General features: G+C 34.0%; 18 protein-coding genes. 11 read left to right on the plus strand and 7 right to left on the minus strand.

What is annotated here, in order from left to right; all coding sequences use genetic code 11:
- Positions 1–6 precede the first annotated feature (6 nt).
- From J2W95_RS16445 to J2W95_RS16480, 8 genes are all read left to right on the plus strand, one after another.
- Positions 7–888 carry an SDR family oxidoreductase gene (locus J2W95_RS16445; protein WP_310008952.1) on the plus strand — a complete coding sequence of 294 codons (882 nt, stop codon included), beginning with the start codon at positions 7–9 and terminating at the stop codon, positions 886–888.
- Between the two features lie 257 nt (positions 889–1,145).
- Entirely contained in the window at positions 1,146–1,913 is a 768-nt protein-coding gene (locus J2W95_RS16450) for a ParA family protein (RefSeq protein WP_077375486.1), read from the plus strand.
- 4 nt (positions 1,914–1,917) lie between these two features.
- Positions 1,918–2,817: a ParB/RepB/Spo0J family partition protein gene (locus tag J2W95_RS16455; protein WP_310008954.1), complete on the plus strand. Its 900-nt coding sequence runs from the start codon at positions 1,918–1,920 to the stop codon at positions 2,815–2,817.
- Positions 2,817–3,377, plus strand: coding sequence for a DUF5683 domain-containing protein (locus J2W95_RS16460; RefSeq protein ID WP_310008956.1), 561 nt, complete (start codon positions 2,817–2,819; stop codon positions 3,375–3,377). Before J2W95_RS16455 ends, J2W95_RS16460 begins: the two co-directional genes overlap by 1 nt.
- 47 nt (positions 3,378–3,424) lie before the next feature.
- On the plus strand, positions 3,425–4,132 hold the full coding sequence (dapB, locus tag J2W95_RS16465) for a 4-hydroxy-tetrahydrodipicolinate reductase (RefSeq protein ID WP_310008958.1): 708 nt from the start codon (positions 3,425–3,427) through the stop codon (positions 4,130–4,132).
- Positions 4,133–4,214: 82 nt separating this feature from the next.
- Complete coding sequence (gene lepB, locus J2W95_RS16470) at positions 4,215–5,777, plus strand: signal peptidase I (RefSeq protein WP_310008960.1); 1,563 nt, start codon at positions 4,215–4,217, stop codon at positions 5,775–5,777.
- A gap of 12 nt (positions 5,778–5,789) precedes the next feature.
- Complete coding sequence (gene lepB, locus J2W95_RS16475) at positions 5,790–7,397, plus strand: signal peptidase I (RefSeq protein WP_310008962.1); 1,608 nt, start codon at positions 5,790–5,792, stop codon at positions 7,395–7,397.
- 74 nt (positions 7,398–7,471) lie between these two features.
- Entirely contained in the window at positions 7,472–8,095 is a 624-nt protein-coding gene (locus tag J2W95_RS16480; RefSeq protein ID WP_310008965.1) for a WbqC family protein, read from the plus strand.
- A 101-nt stretch (positions 8,096–8,196) separates the two neighbouring features.
- On the opposite strand, the gene J2W95_RS16485 is transcribed toward J2W95_RS16480, so the two are convergent.
- The 7 genes from J2W95_RS16485 to J2W95_RS16515 all read right to left on the minus strand — a co-directional run bounded on the left by J2W95_RS16485 (position 8,197) and on the right by J2W95_RS16515 (position 15,295).
- Positions 8,197–9,243, minus strand: a complete 1,047-nt coding sequence (locus tag J2W95_RS16485; protein ID WP_310008966.1) for an endonuclease/exonuclease/phosphatase family protein — start codon at positions 9,241–9,243, stop codon at positions 8,197–8,199.
- Positions 9,244–9,313: 70 nt separating this feature from the next.
- Entirely contained in the window at positions 9,314–10,174 is an 861-nt protein-coding gene (locus J2W95_RS16490; protein WP_310008968.1) for a rhomboid family intramembrane serine protease, read from the minus strand.
- Positions 10,175–10,227: 53 nt separating this feature from the next.
- Positions 10,228–10,986, minus strand: a complete 759-nt coding sequence (locus J2W95_RS16495; RefSeq protein ID WP_310008970.1) for a rhomboid family intramembrane serine protease — start codon at positions 10,984–10,986, stop codon at positions 10,228–10,230.
- The gene (gene mutL, locus J2W95_RS16500) at positions 10,983–12,875 is read right to left on the minus strand and encodes a DNA mismatch repair endonuclease MutL (protein ID WP_310008972.1); all 1,893 of its coding nucleotides are present in this window, start codon (positions 12,873–12,875) and stop codon (positions 10,983–10,985) included. Before mutL ends, J2W95_RS16495 begins: the two co-directional genes overlap by 4 nt.
- 153 nt (positions 12,876–13,028) lie before the next feature.
- Positions 13,029–13,757, minus strand: a complete 729-nt coding sequence (locus tag J2W95_RS16505; RefSeq protein WP_310008974.1) for a DUF6624 domain-containing protein — start codon at positions 13,755–13,757, stop codon at positions 13,029–13,031.
- A gap of 115 nt (positions 13,758–13,872) precedes the next feature.
- Positions 13,873–14,448, minus strand: a complete 576-nt coding sequence (ribH, locus tag J2W95_RS16510; protein ID WP_310008976.1) for a 6,7-dimethyl-8-ribityllumazine synthase — start codon at positions 14,446–14,448, stop codon at positions 13,873–13,875.
- Between the two features lie 70 nt (positions 14,449–14,518).
- On the minus strand, positions 14,519–15,295 hold the full coding sequence (locus tag J2W95_RS16515; protein WP_310008978.1) for a tetratricopeptide repeat protein: 777 nt from the start codon (positions 15,293–15,295) through the stop codon (positions 14,519–14,521).
- A 390-nt stretch (positions 15,296–15,685) separates the two neighbouring features.
- On the opposite strand from J2W95_RS16515, the gene recF reads away from it, so the two are divergent.
- The 3 genes from recF (at position 15,686) to J2W95_RS16530 (ending at position 18,221) form a co-directional block, all read left to right on the plus strand.
- A complete protein-coding gene (gene recF / locus J2W95_RS16520; protein ID WP_310008980.1) occupies positions 15,686–16,765 on the plus strand; it encodes a DNA replication/repair protein RecF in 1,080 nt (359 codons plus the stop codon).
- Between the two features lie 78 nt (positions 16,766–16,843).
- On the plus strand, positions 16,844–17,542 hold the full coding sequence (locus tag J2W95_RS16525; protein ID WP_310008982.1) for a thioredoxin domain-containing protein: 699 nt from the start codon (positions 16,844–16,846) through the stop codon (positions 17,540–17,542).
- A gap of 7 nt (positions 17,543–17,549) precedes the next feature.
- Positions 17,550–18,221, plus strand: a complete 672-nt coding sequence (locus tag J2W95_RS16530) for a DUF2461 domain-containing protein (protein ID WP_310008984.1) — start codon at positions 17,550–17,552, stop codon at positions 18,219–18,221.
- The last annotated feature ends 32 nt before the right edge of the window (positions 18,222–18,253 follow it).

Below are 18,253 nucleotides of genomic sequence, written 5' to 3' on the forward strand. Positions count from 1 at the left end.
TAAATTATGAGTTATACCGATAAAATGTTGAGAGACGATGCTTTAAAAGGCAAAGTAATAGTAGTTACAGGTGGCGGAAGTGGCTTAGGAAAAGCGATGACCAAATATTTCTTAGAATTAGGGGCTCAAGTAGCCATTACTTCTAGAGATTTAGAAAAACTAAAAAATACTGCCAAAGAGCTAGAAACAGAAACAGGTGGTACTTGTTTACCATTACAATGTGATGTTCGTCATTATGAAGAAGTTGAAAATATGCTTCAAGCAGTACTGAAAGCTTTTGGCAAAGTTGATGTATTATTGAATAATGCCGCGGGAAATTTTATCTCACCAACTGAACGTTTATCAGCAAACGCATTTGACACTGTAATCGACATTGTTTTAAAAGGAACCAAAAACTGTACACTTGCCTTTGGAAAACATTGGATAGACACCAAACAAACTTCATCAACAGTATTAAATATTGTCACTACTTATGCTTGGACAGGTTCGGCATATGTTGTTCCAAGTGCTACTGCAAAAGCAGGAGTTCTGGCTATGACAAGAAGTCTTGCTGTAGAATGGGCAAAATATGGTATTCGCACTAACGCAATTGCTCCCGGACCATTCCCTACAAAAGGAGCTTGGGACCGATTATTACCTGGAGACCTTGCAGAGAAATTTGATATGGCCAAAAAAGTGCCATTAAAAAGAGTTGGTGACCATCAAGAATTGGCCAATTTAGCAGCTTATTTAGTTTCTGACTTTTCTGCCTATGTAAATGGCGAAGTAGTTGTTATTGATGGAGGCGAATGGTTGAAAGGCGCTGGACAATTCAATCTATTGGAAGCAATTCCTGAAGAACTTTGGGATCAATTAGAAATGATGATTAAAGCAAAGAAACGAAGTTAGCAGTTTTCAATATTCAGTGATTAACATCAATAAAGATTGAAAATAATCAAGAATAAAGTCTAAATAATAAATTCAAAAAAAGAGAACTAATTGTACAGTTCTCTTTTTTCAGATATATTAGTCATCAAAAAAGGAAAGAATATACAGTATTGTTAAGATAAATCGGGGACTATGAAAACTATTTGTTTTTGTTAACAAAATAGATTTTCAAAACCCATAAATAATTGTATTTTTACCGTTCAAAATTTAGAAAATAAATGGGCAAAATCATAGCGATTGCGAATCAGAAAGGTGGAGTTGGAAAGACAACAACTTCAATTAACCTAGCTGCTTCTTTGGGTGTTTTAGAAAAAAAAGTATTACTAATAGATGCTGATCCTCAGGCAAATGCCACTTCAGGTTTAGGAATTGATGTTGAAACAGTTGAAATTGGAACTTATCAAATTCTAGAACATAGTCACACTCCTTCGGAGGCCATCATAAAATGTTCATCCCCAAATGTTGATGTAATTCCTGCACATATAGATCTTGTTGCGATTGAAATCGAACTGGTTGACAAAGAAAACAGAGAATATATGCTTAAAAAAGCATTGGAAAGTGTAAAAGATCAATACGATTATATCTTAATTGACTGTGCGCCATCTCTAGGGCTTTTAACATTAAATGCTTTAACTGCTGCGGATTCTGTGGTAATTCCAATTCAATGTGAGTATTTTGCATTAGAAGGTTTGGGTAAATTATTGAATACCATAAAAAGTATCCAAAAAATCCACAATCCTGATTTAGACATTGAAGGTTTGTTATTAACAATGTTTGATTCCAGATTGCGTTTATCTAACCAAGTAGTGGAAGAAGTTCAAAAACATTTCAACGATATGGTTTTTGAAACTGTGATACAAAGAAATGTAAAATTGAGCGAGGCACCTAGTTTTGGAGAGAGCATTATCAACTATGATGCAACCAGCAAAGGAGCAGTAAATTATATTCATTTAGCTCAAGAAATTATAAAGAAAAACAGTAAATAGTTGTATGTCAAAAGCAATAAAAAAACAAGCCTTAGGTAGAGGTTTATCTGCGTTATTAAAAGATCCTGAAAACGATATTCAATCGGTAGAAGATAAAAATGCAGATAAAGTAGTAGGAAATATTATAGAGCTTGAAATTGATGCTATAGAAATAAATCCATTTCAGCCCCGAAGTAATTTCAACGAAGAATCATTGCGTGAATTAGCTACTTCTATCAAGGAGTTAGGCGTGATTCAACCTATTACTGTTCGTAAATTAGACTTTAATAAATACCAATTAATTTCTGGGGAACGTCGTTTACGTGCTTCCACATTAATTGGACTTACAACTGTCCCAGCATACATTCGTATTGCAAACGATAATGAGTCACTTGTAATGGCCTTGGTGGAAAACATCCAGCGTCATGACTTAGACCCAATAGAGATTGCGCTTTCTTACCAACGTTTGATTGATGAAATTCAATTAACTCAAGAACAAATGAGTGAAAGAGTTGGTAAAAAACGTTCTACTATTGCCAATTATTTAAGACTTTTAAAATTAGACCCGATCATTCAAACTGGAATTCGTGATGGTTTTATAAGTATGGGCCACGGTCGTGCTATCATAAACATTGAAGATCATGATGTTCAGACAGATATTTATCAAAAAATAGTAAGTCAAAACCTTTCGGTTAGAGAGACTGAAACTTTGGTAAAAAATTACCACGAAAGTTTAAAACCAAAACCTGCTATTTCAGCAAAAGCATCTTCTTTTGAAATTAATGATGAAGATGTGAGTACTTTCAACAAGTATTTCGGAACAAAAATTGATGTAAAAGTTGCCGGAAATGGAAAAGGAAAAATCACAATTCCTTTTCATTCTGAAGAAGACTTCAACAGAATTATAAAATTAATAGAAGGGTAGTGAATAAAATCATTTCCATAGGGCTATTGCTTTTTCTTATAGGAAACGCTTCGGTTTTTGCACAAGCAAAAACCGAAGCCGTTTTAAAGCCAAATGACACTTTAAAATCTGTTGACATAGATCCCTTGACACCAGCAAAAGCAGCTTTTTATTCGGCTATATTGCCAGGTTTGGGTCAAGCATACAACAAGAGATATTGGAAAATTCCAATAGTATATGGCGCTATGGGAACCAGTTTGTACTTATACGTTGACAACAAGAAAAAATATAACGAATATAGAGATGCCTACAAAAGTCGTTTAGCAGGCAATCCTGATCCTGATTACGACTATCTCTCTGACAAACAACTAATTTCAGCTCAAGAGTTTTACCAAAGAAATGCTTCTCTTTCAGGACTTTTTGTGATTGGATTTTATGTACTAAACATTATAGACGCCAATGTTGACGCTGCTTTAATACAATTTAACGTAAATCAGAATTTATCTTTTCAGCCAGAAATAACTCCAGATCCTGTAACATTAAAATCAAATTTAGGACTAACACTTAATTATCGTTTTTAGATTCGAACAGTCTTCGTTTCTTTTAAAAAAATCAAAAATATATACAAATGAAAATTGCGCTTTTAGGATACGGAAAAATGGGGCATGTAATCGAAAGGATTGCTTTAGAAAGAGGACATGAAATTGTTTTGAGAAAAGACGAATTCAACACCTATGACGGACTTTCCTCTGCCGATGTTGCTATCGATTTCAGTGTGCCATCTGCTGCAGTAAATAACATTTCCAGTTGTTTCCATACCAATGTTCCTGTAGTTTCTGGAACAACTGGTTGGTTGGAACATTATGATGAAATGATTGCTCTTTGCAAAGAAAAAAATGGAGGATTTATCTCTAGTTCCAATTTTAGTCTTGGTGTAAATTTATTTTTTGAATTCAACGAATATTTAGCCAAAATCATGTCTCAATTTGATCATTACAAAGTAGATATGGAAGAAATTCATCATGATCAAAAACTAGATGCACCTAGCGGAACTGCTATTTCTCTAGCCAAAGGTGTTATTGAGAATAGTAATTATACTAATTGGACATTAGACACCCCAAAAGAAAACGAAATTCATATCGAAGCCGTAAGAGTAGGAACGGTTCCAGGAACTCATACTGTAACTTACAACTCTGAGGTAGATTCCATCGAAATAAAACACACAGCTCACAATCGAGAAGGTTTTGCGCTTGGAGCCGTAATAGCTGCTGAATGGCTTGCCGGAAAGCACGGCGTTTATACTATGAAAGATGTGTTGAATTTAAATTCTAAATAAAAAGAATTAAATCCCAAACAATAAAACCCCAAAATTCTAATAGAAATTTGATCTAAAAATCTAAAGTTTAAAATCTAAAATTATGACACTATATCTCTGGTTTATATTTTTCTTGGCCGTTCAGGTTATTCATTTCTTAGGAACTTGGAAAATATATGAAAGTGCAGGAAGAAAACGTTGGGAAGCTGCAATTCCAGTTTACAATGCAATTGTTTTAATGAAAATAATTGGACGACCAACTTGGTGGACTCTTTTACTTTTTATCCCAATCATTAACCTGATTATGTTTCCTGTTATTTGGGTGGAGACTATTCGTAGTTTTGGGAAAAAATCTTTTTTAGACACTGTACTTGTTATTGGAACTTTAGGATTTTACATTTTTTATCTTAATTACACACAGACTTTAGTTTACGAAGCAGATAGAAATTTAGATCCAGAACATAAAGCTGCCGATACTATTAGTTCATTACTTTTTGCTATAATTGTCGCTACAATTGTTCATACTTATTTTATTCAGCCTTATACCATCCCGACTTCTTCATTAGAGAAATCATTGTTGGTTGGTGACTTTTTGTTTGTAAGTAAAATGAATTATGGAGCGAGAGTTCCAATGACAACAGTGGCAATGCCAATGGTACATGATACTATTCCATTAACCAAAAGAAAATCGTATTTAACTTGGCCTCAATTGCCGTATTTGAGACTTCCGGGCTTTCAAACCATCAATCGTACCGATATTGTAGTTTTCAACTGGCCTGCAGATACTGTATATAAATTCAGAGATCGATCTGGGCTAAGAGCTGACAAACCAATTGACAAGAAATCAAATTATGTAAAACGTTGTGTAGGTGTTCCTGGCGATAGTTTATCCATAAAAGACGGATTGGTTTACATCAACGGAAAAGAATTAATTTTGGGTGATCGTGCAAAACCTCAATTTTCTTACAACGTAGTTTTGGATGGCAAAACACCTATTGACTTTGAATATCTTTTCAAAGACATGGACATCACTGATGGTGCTGGTTTCCTAAACCAACAAACAAGAGACACTTTATTCATCAGTGCCTTAACTGCTGTCAACGCAGAGAGATTCAAAAATACTCCAGGAATTACATCTGTTAACAGAATTATTTCCAAAAATGTTGAAGAAGGTATTTTTCCACACATCAACAAATGGAACCGCGACAACTTTGGTCCAATCTATATTCCGCAAAAAGGAAAAACTGTTGCTTTAAACTTAGAAACTTTACCTTTCTACAAAACTATTATAAGCGATTACGAGAAAAAAGATCTGAAAGTGAATGGTAATGAAATTAGAATTGACGGCAAAGTAGCCACAACCTATACTTTTGACCAAAACTATTATTGGATGATGGGAGACAACCGTCATAACTCTGAAGACAGTCGTTATTGGGGCTACGTTCCTGAAAATCATATCGTAGGAAAACCAATTTTTATTTGGATGAGTATCGATGGTATTAATGGCCCAAAGAGCAATTGGAAAATTCGTTGGGACAGAGTATTCACAACTGTTAGCGGTGAAGGACAACCACAATCGTACTTTAAATACTTCCTGATTGCCCTTGCTGCCTTTTTTGTTGGCGAATATTTTTGGAAAAAAAGAAAAGCAAAAAAAGAACTTTAAAATAAGGCAAGTATGTCAGCATATCAATGGTTTCTTTTTTTTCTGTTCATACAAATAGTCCATTTTTTAGGAACATGGAAACTATATGAAATAGCAGGAAGAAAACGCTGGGAGGCTATAATTCCGGTTTACAATGCAATCATTTTGATGAAAATCATTAGCAGACCTACTTGGTGGACTTTACTCCTATTTATTCCAATCATCAATCTTATCATGTTTCCCGTTATTTGGGTTGAAACAATAAGAAGCTTTGGAAAGAATTCAAGGTTAGACACCTTTTTAGTTATTGCTACTCTAGGATTCTACATTTATTACATCAGTTATACTCAAAAATTAAATTATAAAGCAGAACGAAATTTAAACCTAGAGAATAAAACTGCAGATACAGTTAGCTCTTTACTTTTTGCAATTATTGTTGCTACCTTGGTTCACACCTATTTCATACAACCATTTACAATTCCGTCTTCTTCATTAGAAAAAACATTATACATTGGTGATTTTTTATTTGTCAGTAAAATAAATTTTGGTGCAAGAGCTCCTATGACCACAATTGCGATGCCTATGGTGCATGATTCAATCCCACTTTTAGGAGTCAAGTCATACCTATTTAATGATGATATTACCAAAAAAGAAACTTCAATTTTGAACAAGTTTCAATTACCCTATTTTAGATTTCCTGCAATTGAAACGATTAAACGCAATGACATTGTCGTGTTTAATCAGCCCGCAGATACTTTATTGGATATGGATAATTTTAAACCTGCAAGAAATTATTACAAACCAATTGACAAAAAAACAAATTTAGTAAAACGCTGTGTTGCTGTACCTGGAGATTCTTTGGAGATTCGTCAAGGGGATGTTTACATCAATGGAAAACCAAGCAAATTACCCGAAAGTGCAAAACTCCAATATAACTTTTTTGTAAATACTCAAGGGACAAGTATGGATCAAAACTCTCTAACAAACATGTATGGAGCTAGAGATGGCTTGAAGGATGGGAATGGAAATTTTGCATTGACCAATAATGGAGAATATGTATTGACTTTGACTGATAACGAAGCAAACAGAATAGCAAACAATCCTGTAGTTAAAAGTGTCAAAAAGTATTTACTCCCAAAAGGAGAAGATGGAGATGTTTTTCCACACATTCATTCGTTAGGATGGAACATAGACAATTTTGGACCTATTTATATTCCAAAAAAAGGAGCTACAGTTAGATTAGATAAAAAAACACTTCCATTTTACAAACGTATCATACAGGAATATGAAGAAAACACATTACTGATTAATGGTGATACAATTATAATAAACGGAAAACCAGTTAACAGCTATACTTTTAAACAAGATTATTATTGGATGATGGGAGATAATCGCCAAAACTCTTTGGACGCAAGATTTTGGGGATATGTTCCTTTTGATCATGTTGTTGGCAAACCAGTATTCATTTGGCTTAGCTGGGATAGAGATGGGAAAGGAATACAAAAAATAAGATGGAATCGTGTTTTCTCTTTCGTAAATGATGAGGAGCCTAAATCTTATTTAATTCATTTCTTAATTGGTCTGGCCGCCTTTTTCGTTGGTGAGTATTTTTGGAAAAAAAGAAAAGAAAAAAAAGTTTAGAAGTATATATTATTTAGTAGCCTTAGTTGACATTACTAAACCTTCTAAACTCCTAATCTCAAAACTTAAAAACAATGAATATCCTAATACATCCCTCCTATTTTCCGTCCGTAAGCCATTTTGTTGCCATGGCTCAATCGGGTAATATTACGTTTGAAATGGAGGATAATTTTCAAAAACAAACCAATCGCAACAGAACTTACATTTATAGCCCAAACGGGATTCAGTTGTTAAACATCCCTATAAAGCATTCTAATTTAGCACATCAGAAGACAAAAGATATTAAAATAGAATCAGAGTTTGATTGGCAAAAACAGCATTTCAAATCGCTTGAAGCCGCCTACAGAAGTTCTCCTTTCTTTGAATTTTTCGAAGATGATTTACTTCCTATTTTTCAAAAGAAACATACTTTTTTGATGGATCTCAATTTTGAAGCATTAGAAATAACAGCCAAGTGTCTGCGAATGAAATTTGAATTTGACATCACAACTGAATATTTCCACGAAATAGACAATTCTCAGACGAGTGATTTCCGCTATTTAGTAAACGGAAAAAAAGACAATTCCGTTTTTGAAAACTATACCCAAGTTTTTGATGACAAATTCGGATTTTTAAACAATCTAAGTGTTCTTGATTTATTATTTAATGAAGGGAAATTTGCAATGGATTATTTAAAGAATCAAGTGCTTATTCGATAACATAATGTTTTTAAAATTTTAAACCATTAAGGAATTAAGATTCATTTAGAATGATCTTAATTCCTTAATGGTTTTTTGCTTTTTATTAAGTAACACAAAATCTATTTCATAGATAATTTTGCCATAATCGGATAATGATCTGAGTTTTGAAATTCAGGAAAGCTCACAAATTGTTTGACTTCCATTGTTTCATCAGTAAAAATATAATCTATTCGGGCTGGATAATACTTAAACTTATACGTAGCTCCAAAACCCACTCCAGCTTCTTCAAAACTATCTTTAAGTTTCCCTTTTATATTTCGATACACATACGAAAAAGCGCTATTATTCATATCTCCGCAGATAATGATAGGGTATTTACAATCCTTTTCATGTTCTTTAAAAATAGCGGCTTGCTCCTGTTGTTGTTTAAAAGCCTTGCTGATTCGGATAAAAAGGAATTTGGATTTTTGTTGGTCAATCACGTCAATATTTTCAGAAATTTCATTGACATCAGGCGAAATTTTTATGGACTGCAAATGCATATTATACACTCGTATGATATCTTTTCCCTTTTTAATATCGGCATAAACAACATTATTATTTGATTTTGGAAATACAATATTTCCATGTTCAATGATTGGAAATTTAGAAAATATTGCCTGGCCTGTTTTTATTTGTTTCCCCTCCATCAAAACAAATTTATAGGGATATACTTTTAGATCAATATTAGCAGAATTTGAAAACTCTTGGATGCATAATATATCCGGATTTTCTGTATTGATAAATTCTAAAATCACGTCTGGAATATCGTCACGATCCAACCATTTAAAAACATTGAACAATCTTACGTTATAACTCATAACTGTAAAATCTTTATCACTTTCCTCAAATTCTTTGGCTGTGAACTTATAAAACTTATTAAAAAAAGTAATTCCGACCAAAAGGACAAGGCCGGATAAAATCATGCGCTTTTTAAACTGAATCGCCCAATACAAAAAGAACAATCCATTCGCCAAAAAAAACAAAGGCATGAATAAAGTAAAAACCGATAAAAGTGGAAAGATTTTTGGTGCCAAAAAAGGGAGTAAATAGGCTATGAATGTTAGCACAATAAGCACTAAATTCAAAAAAAACATTCCTTTATTAAACCATGAAAGGTTCTTCATTTTTAATGCGTTTTAAACTTTAAGATCAAAAAGTTCACGATTTACACTTCATTAATTAGATAAAAATAGGTTATTTTCCGGCTTGAAACAAGAATTCTTTTTCTTCTTGACTCAAACTTTCATAACCAGACTGACTAATTTTGTCCAAAATCTCGTCTATTTGCTGTTGTTTTTTATCCTTTACGACTATTTTTGAAATCGGTTTTTCGACCGGTTTTCTATAATTTTTATGTACTTTTTTGAAAGGTGTTGAAGGCTTTCTAAGCAAATTGGTAAAGAAATCCAAAACAACACTCACTATCTTACTCAAATCAGTTCCACTTTGAAGCAATTTAACATAGGCAAACCCAAAAAAAGCACCTGCCAAATGAGAAATATGTCCGCCCGAATTGTCTAATCGAAATTGCATTACATCCAAAATAATAATTACCGCCGTAATATGCCATAATTTCACATTTCCAACGAGTAACAGTCGTACATTCATCAAAGGACTATAAGTTGTTACCGCTACCAAAACAGCCATTATTGCTGCCGATGCTCCAATTATGGCTCCACTGTAATGCATTAGATTAAAGCCTAAAGCAAAAATCAACCCCGAAAAAATGGCACTTAAAATATACAGTCCCAAATACTGTTTGGAGGAGAAAAAAGTCAAAAACAAGTAACTTGAAAAGTTCAGCACCATCATATTAAAAAGCAAATGGAAAAATCCATCATGAAAAAAAGCATAGGACAAAAAGGTCCATGGTTTCAACACAAAAACCATTGGTTCTGATGACAACGCAATCCAATTGGGGAAGTCAAAAGCCCCAATCTTAAATTGATAGAAAAAAACTAAGGAAACCAAAAAACAACCTATATTCCAATAGATCATTTTTAAGGCAATGCCTCCTAATTTATATTGCATTTTCAAATCGTCTAAGATGTTCATATTTGATATAATCAGTTATGGGTAATCATTTTTGTATTTTAAATATTAAAATATTAATTCCAACGATGGTTATTGAATTGGTTTTTCTTCCAATACCACATCATCAAATAACCAACCAATGCACCTCCAAGGTGGGCAAAATGAGCAATTCCGCTCGACCCTCCAAATAAAGATCCTCCAGAAACACCCAAATATAAATCAATTAACAACAATCCTGGAACAAAATATTTTGCTTTGATTGGAATTGGAATAAACATCAAAGCCAATTCAGCATTAGGAAACATAAAAGCAAAAGCAACCAATAAGCCATAAATGGCACCAGAAGCCCCTACAACATTCCCTAAATAGGCACCCATAAATGCCTGAAAATCGGAAGGAGTCAATAATTCTTGCCATTTGGTATCGAATTTCCCTTCACTTAATATTTTTAGAATTTCAACTTTTTGATAACCATTCTCAACTAAGAGATTAATTCCATTTTCGAAAAAATAATAATTCACAACAGTGTGCAATAAAGCAGCTCCTAAACCACAGGAAATATAAAAGAACACAAACTTTCTACCTCCCCAAAAATGTTCTAACGCCGAACCAAAAGAATACAAAGCAAACATATTGAAAGCAATATGCATGATATTAGGCAATGGCGCATGCATAAACATGTGTGTGAAAATTTGCCAAAAACGAAAATCGGGACTCTCGAAAAAATACATCGAAAGCAATTTGTAGGCAGGCTCGCCTACAATCATAGATCCAATATAAAACAGCACATTTATAATTAACAACTGTTTTACTGTAGGTGTAATATTCATCATAATGCAAATTTTTTATCTAAGTCTTCCACACGCATGGTGATGAAAGTCGGTTTTTGAAATGGGGAAACATTAGGGTCCTTGCAGGCGAAAAGTCCATTTACTAAATTCTCTTGCTCTTTTTCAGTCAAGTATGCACCAGTTTTTACAGCCAAACTTTTTGCCATTGATTTAGCGATAGTATCATTTTGGCTGAAACTATTCTCCGGAATTCCGTTATGTAAGTCACTCAATAACTGATCTAAAACAGCTGCAACTTCACTCTCGGTAATATTTACAGGAATACCCGAAATCACGATATGGTCGGTATTCGATTCTTCAAAAACAAAGCCCGTGTTGATTAATGATTGTTGCAATTCTGCTATAAGTTCCATTTCGGTCGCTGAATAAAACAAGTTGATAGGAAACAACAATTGCTGACTTGATGCATGGTGAACTGTCATATTCACTAGAAATTGCTCGTACAAAACACGCTGATGAGCTCTACTTTGATCCACAATCACCATTCCCGACTTGATAGGCGACACTATATATTTTTTATTAATTTGATAACTCTTATGAACCGTTTGTTCTACTTCATCATCATCAAACAAAGAAGAAGTTACCTCTTCATTTTCAAAAGTAAATCCATTGTTCTCAAAAGTATAATCATTGTTACTGGAAGCAAATGCATCTCCACCAGAAATGACTTCAGTATCGTGTTTAACACCTACATACAAACTTTCCCAGCTGGCTGTTGGTTCCACTTTCTTATATGTTGAAAAAAGCTTATTGGGTTTATCCTCTGCAAAAGGATTAAAATTCGTGTCTATCTGAATAGTTGGCACTTCTGCATCTAAATTTTTATAATGATAAGGTGTATCCAAATTGGCATCACGCTCAAAATCCAAAACAGGAGATACATTAAACTGCCCTAAACTGTGTTTTATCGAAGCTCTTAGAATTGCATACATTGCACTTTCATTATCAAACTTGATTTCAGTTTTTGTCGGATGTATGTTGATATCTATAGTATTTGGCGGTACCGTTAAATACAAGTAATAGCTAGGTTGCGAACCATCTTTCAAAATCCCTTCATAAGCAGCCATAACAGCATGATGCAAATAAGGACTTTTTATAAAACGGTCATTGACAAAGAAAAACTGCTCTCCCCTATTTTTTTTTGCAAATTCAGGTTTACTCACAAAACCCTGAATATTCATCATCTCTGTATCTTCAACAACAGGAACTAATTTTTCATTGGTCTTTCCACCAAAAAAATTAACAATTCGCTGTCTTAAACTTGATGGAGGTAAATTATACATATCGCTACCATTATGGTAAAACGTAAAATGAATTTTGGGATGTGCCAAAGCCACGCGCTGAAATTCATCAATGATATGGCGATATTCCACAGTATCTGATTTCAGAAAATTACGTCTGGCAGGAATATTAAAAAATAAGTTTTTGACAGCAAATGAAGTTCCTTTTGGCAAAACCGCCACATCTTGGGACATAAATTTACTCCCTTCAATAACGATGTGAGTTCCTAATTCTTCCTGTTCCAATTTGGTTTTCATTTCCATGTGGGCAATCGCCGCAATAGAGGCTAAAGCTTCCCCTCGAAATCCTTTGGTATGCAACGAAAATAAATCTTCGGCTTGACGAATCTTAGAAGTCGCATGACGCTCAAAGCACATACGTGCATCGGTAACATTCATTCCAGAACCATTATCAATCACTTGTACCAATGATTTACCGGCATCTTTAATAATCAACTTAATGTCTGTTGCTTTTGCGTCCACCGCATTTTCCAATAGTTCTTTTACTACTGAAGCAGGTCTTTGCACCACTTCTCCAGCGGCAATTTGGTTGGCAACATGATCAGGAAGCAATTGAATTATACTCGACATTAAATAACTTATTTTAATTTATGGGGACTATTTTTTAAAAACCAAAGGAGGACAAATTTAAGGAATTTCTATTGGGTTTTACCTCTTTGACAGTCATAAAAAAAATCAAATTTACAAGGATGGCTAACCCTTTTAAAACCAATAGCAATACTATTATTCTTTTATTCTTAATTGCTTTATTTCCTCAAGGGTATATCGTTTATAGACTATTCCCATTCTTTTTGCATTCTCTTCTACAGTAGAAGTAAAACCAGCTTCCTTCCTCAGTTCGTTTACGGATTCTGCGTTTTGGATTGGCCAAATATAATGCCAAAATTCTTTCTCTCCCGATGTTGGATTCAAAATATACATACCGGCTCCTTGAGTTCCATAAAGCTGCTCCTTTCCTTCTTGTGTAAGTAACCTATCATGCATCATTGCCACCTTTGTAAAAGGTATTTCATTACTAGCACCTGCTTCCTGAATCATCGGAAAATAATTGGCAATTTTATTAGTATGCTGAATTACATACCAAGCCGCTTCATTTGTAGGTTCTCCAACCAATGTTTTACCTGGGTAACCATATTTTGCAATGATTTCTTCAATTCGGATAAGATTAATGGAATCACGAGTATTCAGTATCATATACACCTTACCATTCGCTAAATCGTCTTTTGAATAACCTGTTTCATTAAGTATTTCTAATTTTCTGCTATCGGTCGTTTCAGAATCAATGTATTCCCTAAGAATTTGGTCGGATTTATAAATTCCATCCAATTCCTTTTTCAAGCCCTCATCAATAGTGCCTTGCGCCTGACAAAATCCAAATACAAACAACAAAAGAACAAATGAATATCTATTTACAATCGAAACTACCATTTTCTGAATTAAAACGTTTAGCATCAAATATAACAATTAAGAAGATTCCGTAAAATTCTGTCAATCACAAAAAAAGCATAAAAAAAACCTATACTATTCAGTGAACAGTATAGGTTTTTAAAATTTTAAACTATTTTTTTTATTCTTCTATTTGCAAAGGCAAATTTTCAATTCTCAAAGCTCCAGGTGACAATAAATGTTGATCGTCAATCGCACGATGAGTCAATGAAGCTTGTTGACGAATATAAGCCATTTTTATGGCCGCTATAGCCGCTTCAGTACCTTTATTACCGTGAATACCACCACTTCTATCAATAGATTGTTGCATAGTATCATCTGTCAATACACAGAAAATAACCGGAATATCCGTTTGAACATTCAAATCTTTAATTCCTTGAGTTACTCCTTCACACACAAAATCAAAATGTTTTGTTTGCCCTTGAATTACGCAACCAATGGCAATTACAGCATCTACATTTTGAGTTTGCAACATTTTTTTAGAACCATATATCAACTCAAAACTTCCGGGAACATTCCAACGGATAATGTGATGAGAAGGAACTTCATTTTCCAATAAAGCAGTAAGCGCTCCATTATAAAGTCCTTCTGTGATGTTATCATTCCATTCAGAAACAACAATCCCAAAGCGAAAGTCTTTCGCGTTTGGGACTGTGTTTTTATCGTAATCCGATAAATTTTTATTTACGGTAGCCATCTTTATTTAAGATTTTAGATTGCAGATTTAGATTGCATAGAAACTGCTATCTGCCAACTGCCTTCTTGATTTATTGTGCTAAACCTATCAAACCATCCACTGTAGCAGCTTCAGGAGCGTTTTCATAATTTTCTTTAATATCTGTAAAATATTTCAAAGCATCCGCTTTATTTCCTAAAGCCAAAGCAACTTTACCTGCTTTCATCAAGAAACGTGGAGTCGTGAAATCATTTTTGCTAGCTTCAACCGCTTTAACGTAGTTATCCAAAGCTTCTTTTGGTTGATTTTTTTGAGAGTAAGCATCTCCGATAGCTCCTTTTGCCAAAGCGCTCAACATTAAATCATTTGAACTGAATTTACCTAAATAATCAATTGCTTCATCATATTTACCTGTATTCAAGTAAGCGATTCCAGCATAATAGTTAGCTAAATTTCCAGCAGCTGTACCAGAATATTCATCAGCAATTTTTACAAATCCAAATTTACCTTCAGATCCATTCAATGCCAATTTGTACAATGAATCACTTGCAACACCGTTAGTAGCTTTTTCAAAGTTAGATTGAGCAACAAACATTTCGTTAGCAGCATCATCTTCTTTAGGATTAGCGATAAATTTTTGATAAGCAAAATATCCAACAGTTACCAATGTAATAGCACCAACAACCCCAATAATAATTTTTTGATTTTTAGCAACCCAGTCTTCTGTTTTAGAAGCTGTTTCGTCTAATTTCGAAAAAACCTCAGCCGTAGCACTGTCTTTTTCGTCAATCATTACATTTTCAACTGCATCGTCTTTAACTTCCTTTTCTTTTGGTGTTTTATATCCTCTTTTACTGTAAGTAGCCATTTAAAATTTAATTTAGTGAACGGCAAAAATAAAATTTTTATTCTAATGCACGTAAAAAAAATCGATTTTATATTAAATTTTAGAAAAAAATATCTTCATCGCAATTTACCCCCTAAAAATCATACTCATTATCCGAATAATCAGGGCGTGCCACCAGCTAGAAAAAAGGGCTATTTACTTTGTTGTCAAGGCCCTTTTTCCTAGCTGCTGTCGGGCTATCCGCGCTACTTCGGTAGCTAGCTTCTATCCCTCACGCGAACGAACGAACGTAGTAAAAAAGCGAAAACACAAATTCCCATCCTTTATATCGATATTTTTCAATAATTTGCACCCTCTTTGAAACAGTCCAAAAAAAGGCCTCAAAGTCAACAATTACAGCAAGACCTTCAGATGTATTTAAAAAAAATATCGTTATTCAATTACAAAAACTTTTCCGAAGCCAATTTCGAATTTGACAGCAAAATCAATTGTTTTGTTGGCAAAAACGGCATCGGAAAAACCAATGTACTGGACGCTATCTATCATTTGTCGTATGGAAAAAGTTATTTCAATCCTTTGGCAGTTCAAAACATCAAACACGGCGAAGAGTTTTTTGTAATCGATGCCGAATTTGAAAAAAACGAAAGAACCGAGCAAATCGTCTGCAGTCTCAAAAAAGGCCAAAAAAAAATTCTCAAACGCAACGGAAAAGCCTACGATAAATTCTCAGACCACATCGGATTCATTCCGTTGGTCATTATTTCGCCAGCCGACAGGGATTTGATCGTGGAAGGAAGCGAAACTCGAAGAAAGTTTATGGACAGCGTGATTTCCCAATTGGATCCGCACTATTTACAACAACTCATCCAATATCAAAAAGTAATGAGTCAGCGCAATGCTTTATTAAAGTATTTTGCTCTAAACCATACGTATGATAATGATACCTTATCTATATATAATGAACAGCTAACCGAATTTGGCCAATCCATTTTCGAAAAAAGAAAAGCTTTCATTGCCGAGTTCGTCCCTATTTTCAACTTTCATCATCACAACATAACAGGTTCACAGGAATCCGTTCAGTTGATTTACGAAAGTCATTTATTCGAAAATGATTTATTGACACTCTTACAACAAAGCATCAACAAAGACCGCATCCTGCAATACACGAGTATGGGGATTCATAAAGACGATCTCTCTTTTGAAATCGACAATTACCCTATCAAGAAATTTGGTTCACAGGGACAGCAAAAATCATTTTTGATAGCATTGAAACTCGCGCAATTTGAATTCCTAAAAAAACAAAGTGGCGTAAAACCCATTCTGCTTTTTGACGACATCTTCGATAAATTAGACGAAAATCGTGTATCCAAAATCATCGAAATGGTCAACAACGACACCTTTGGACAGCTCTTTATATCAGACACACATCCTGAACGCACGGAAACAATCGTAAAATCGACACTACAGAGTTATACTATTTTCAATCTGTAACTTTTATTTAAGATTACTTAAAGATTCAAAAAAGTAAAAATTGCTTAATTTTACACAAATTATAATACTTACACCCCGATGAAAATTAGTCACCTATATTTATTTGTTATTTGCTTTATTGTATTTTCTTGCAACGGGCAAACATCACCAGCCATAAAAACCATTGATGTTGCTTCGTATTCAGAGAAAATAAAAGCAACTCCAAATGCCCAAATCCTAGATGTCCGCACACCAGAGGAATATGCAACAGGACATATCGAAAACTCAGACAATGTGAATTGGCTAAGTGATAGTTTTGTTTTAAGAACAGATAAGTACGACAAAACAAAACCCGTTTTTGTATATTGCAAAATAGGAGGAAGAAGCGCCAAAGCCGCAGACAAATTAGCCGAATTGGGTTTTACAACCATCTATAATCTTGACGGTGGAATGCTTAAATGGGAAGCTGCGGGATTGGCAAAACCAGACACTAAAATCATTGGTATTTGCAGTCAAGAATACGCCGAATTATTAAAATCTGATAAGAAAGTATTGGTAAGCTTTTACGCTCCTTGGTGTGCTCCCTGCAAAAAAATGGAGCCTTATATCTTAAAAATGCAAAAAGAAATGGGCGACAAAGTTGTCATCATCAGATTGAATGCCGACGAAAATAAAACCATTATGCAGGAATTGAAAATAAGTGAACTTCCTACCTTATTATTGTACGAAAACAAAGCAGTAAAATGGCAACAATCTGGATTCACAAGCGAAGAAGATTTAAAAAAACAATTACTATAATCGGACTATGCTCTCAAAAGACACTTTACAATTTCTCGAAGATTTAAAAGCCAACAACAATCGTGATTGGTTTCATGAAAACAAAAAACGCTACGAAACCGTAAAGAAAGACTACCATCAATTGGTCGGTGCTTTTCTTGATGCATTGAAACCACTTGATCCTTCATTGGAAATGCTTGAAGTTAAAAACTGTGTTTTCAGAATCAATCGTGACATTCGATTTTCCAAAGATAAATCTCCTTACAAGACTAATTTAGGAATATGGATTTCTGGAGGTTCCAAACATACCGAAGCTCCAGGTTATTACATTCATATAGAAAACGGAAAATGTTTTGTCGGAGGCGGAATATATTGTCCACAACCGGATCAGCTTCAAAAAATCAGAAAAGAAATTCACTTTTTCTATGATGATTTGGTCGAAATTATAAATGATAAAAAATTTCAATCCATATATAAGAGTTTAAACAGAGACGAAAATTCAACTTTAAAAAACCCGCCAAAAGGCTACGACAAAGAAGATCCATCCGTTGAATACTTGAAACTGAAAAGCTTTACTGCCACTCAGCCTTTCGATACCAAATTGGTGACCCAAAAAGATTTCGTTTCCATAATGGCTGAAAAAATGCTAACACTGAAACCTTTCAATAATTTCATAGACAGAGCCTTATTTTCAGAATAAATCTAAAGCCAAACACACTTAATATCATATTT

The organism is Flavobacterium granuli (assembly GCF_031456055.1).
Lineage (GTDB): Bacteria > Bacteroidota > Bacteroidia > Flavobacteriales > Flavobacteriaceae > Flavobacterium > Flavobacterium granuli_A.

Excerpts from the sequence above, each read along its gene's own strand:
- J2W95_RS16525 (WP_310008982.1), top strand. The coding sequence starts at position 16,844 with ATGAAAATTAGTCACCTATATTTATTTGTTATTTGCTTTATTGTATTT.
- J2W95_RS16450 (WP_077375486.1), top strand. The coding sequence starts at position 1,146 with ATGGGCAAAATCATAGCGATTGCGAATCAGAAAGGTGGAGTTGGAAAG.
- dapB (WP_310008958.1), top strand. The coding sequence starts at position 3,425 with ATGAAAATTGCGCTTTTAGGATACGGAAAAATGGGGCATGTAATCGAA.
- J2W95_RS16490 (WP_310008968.1), bottom strand. The coding sequence starts at position 10,174 with ATGAACATCTTAGACGATTTGAAAATGCAATATAAATTAGGAGGCATT.
- J2W95_RS16530 (WP_310008984.1), top strand. The coding sequence starts at position 17,550 with ATGCTCTCAAAAGACACTTTACAATTTCTCGAAGATTTAAAAGCCAAC.
- J2W95_RS16480 (WP_310008965.1), top strand. The coding sequence starts at position 7,472 with ATGAATATCCTAATACATCCCTCCTATTTTCCGTCCGTAAGCCATTTT.
- J2W95_RS16515 (WP_310008978.1), bottom strand. The coding sequence starts at position 15,295 with ATGGCTACTTACAGTAAAAGAGGATATAAAACACCAAAAGAAAAGGAA.
- J2W95_RS16485 (WP_310008966.1), bottom strand. The coding sequence starts at position 9,243 with ATGAAGAACCTTTCATGGTTTAATAAAGGAATGTTTTTTTTGAATTTA.
- J2W95_RS16495 (WP_310008970.1), bottom strand. The coding sequence starts at position 10,986 with ATGATGAATATTACACCTACAGTAAAACAGTTGTTAATTATAAATGTG.
- mutL (WP_310008972.1), bottom strand. The coding sequence starts at position 12,875 with ATGTCGAGTATAATTCAATTGCTTCCTGATCATGTTGCCAACCAAATT.
- J2W95_RS16445 (WP_310008952.1), top strand. The coding sequence starts at position 7 with ATGAGTTATACCGATAAAATGTTGAGAGACGATGCTTTAAAAGGCAAA.
- lepB (WP_310008962.1), top strand. The coding sequence starts at position 5,790 with ATGTCAGCATATCAATGGTTTCTTTTTTTTCTGTTCATACAAATAGTC.
- J2W95_RS16505 (WP_310008974.1), bottom strand. The coding sequence starts at position 13,757 with ATGCTAAACGTTTTAATTCAGAAAATGGTAGTTTCGATTGTAAATAGA.
- ribH (WP_310008976.1), bottom strand. The coding sequence starts at position 14,448 with ATGGCTACCGTAAATAAAAATTTATCGGATTACGATAAAAACACAGTC.
- J2W95_RS16455 (WP_310008954.1), top strand. The coding sequence starts at position 1,918 with ATGTCAAAAGCAATAAAAAAACAAGCCTTAGGTAGAGGTTTATCTGCG.
- lepB (WP_310008960.1), top strand. The coding sequence starts at position 4,215 with ATGACACTATATCTCTGGTTTATATTTTTCTTGGCCGTTCAGGTTATT.
- recF (WP_310008980.1), top strand. The coding sequence starts at position 15,686 with ATGTATTTAAAAAAAATATCGTTATTCAATTACAAAAACTTTTCCGAA.